Source organism: Limnobacter alexandrii (genome assembly GCF_005871185.1).
GTDB lineage: Bacteria > Pseudomonadota > Gammaproteobacteria > Burkholderiales > Burkholderiaceae_B > Limnobacter > Limnobacter alexandrii.
Window position 1 is genome coordinate 1 of record NZ_SWKN01000004.1, and the last position, 1,213, is coordinate 1,213.

Here is a 1,213-nt window from a genome sequence, read left to right on the forward strand (position 1 = left end):
TGACCTGCCCCGGATTTTTCGATCCAGCGTGACTTAACTACAATGGTCTCTCAACGCAGCGAGAGACGAAATGAAACGAGCCCGATTCAGCGATGAGCAGATTGTTCGAATCCTGAGAGAAACAGACAAAGACACGGTTGTAGAGGTTGCCAAACGCCACGGTGTGAGCGAACCGACCATTTATGCATGGCGCAAGAAATTTGGCGATTTAGAAACCGATGAGGTTCGACGCCTAAAAACTCTGGAGGCCGAGAACGCTCGACTTCGTAAGCTGCTGGTGGACCGAGACCTTGAAATCGAGGTGATGAAGGAAATCAACAGAAAAAAGTGGTGAGCGTGCAAGCACGTTTGGAACAGGCCCATTACGCGATCGGTCGTGGGGTGGGTCAACGACGTGCTTGCACGCTGATGCAAGTGGCCCGATCAGGCCTGTATTACGAACCCAAGATGCCAAGTCGAGACCTGCCGATGATTGATGTAATGAAACGTTTGTCAGGGCAATACCCAAGGTTTGGATCAAGGCGAATTCGAGTGTTCTTGGCCAGAGAGGGTCTGCAGATTGGCAAAGAGCGTTGTTCAAGGCTTTGGAGTCAGGCAGGCTTGCAGGTGCCTGCCAAAAAGAAGCGGCGTAGAGCGATTGCAAGCGCTGCGCCACGGCCTAAGATGCCAGATCAACGCAACACCGTGTGGAGCTATGATTTTGTGTATGACGCGTGTGCCAACGGTCAAACCATCAAATGTTTGACTGTTGTGGATGAATACACTCGGGAGTGCTTGGCAATCGATGTTGCCGGCAGTATTCGTTCCAAACGAGTCATTGATGTACTGAGCAAGCTGATCAGTGTGCGGGGCGCACCGAGATACCTTAGGAGCGACAACGGCCCGGAATTCGTGGCGACCAAGCTCCTGGAATGGGCGGTGCAAGAGAAACTTGAAAGTGTGTTGATTGATCCCGGCAAGCCATGGCAAAACGGCACCAACGAAAGTTTCAACGGCAAGTTTCGGGATGAGTGCCTGTCGATGGAGTGGTTTAGAAACAGACTTGAAGCACGAGTAATTATTGAAGACTGGAGGCAGCATTACAATGCGGTCAGACCGCACTCCAGTTTGAACTACCTGACCCCGAATGAGTTCGTGGCAGGATTGCAAAACGATTTATCAACTGAGACCAGAAAGTTAAGTTCTCAGTGGTAGGAAATTCCCGGGCAGGTCA

General features: G+C 51.2%; 1 protein-coding gene. It reads left to right on the forward strand.

The window, feature by feature from the left end; genetic code table 11:
• Positions 1-70: 70 nt before the first annotated feature.
• Positions 71-1,194 (forward strand): IS3 family transposase gene (locus FCS97_RS00250; protein WP_138515521.1). Its coding sequence is split into 2 segments (ribosomal slippage): positions 71-320 and positions 320-1,194, totalling 1,125 coding nucleotides; the frame shifts between segments, so codons are not numbered across the junction.
• Positions 1,195-1,213: the final 19 nt, after the last annotated feature.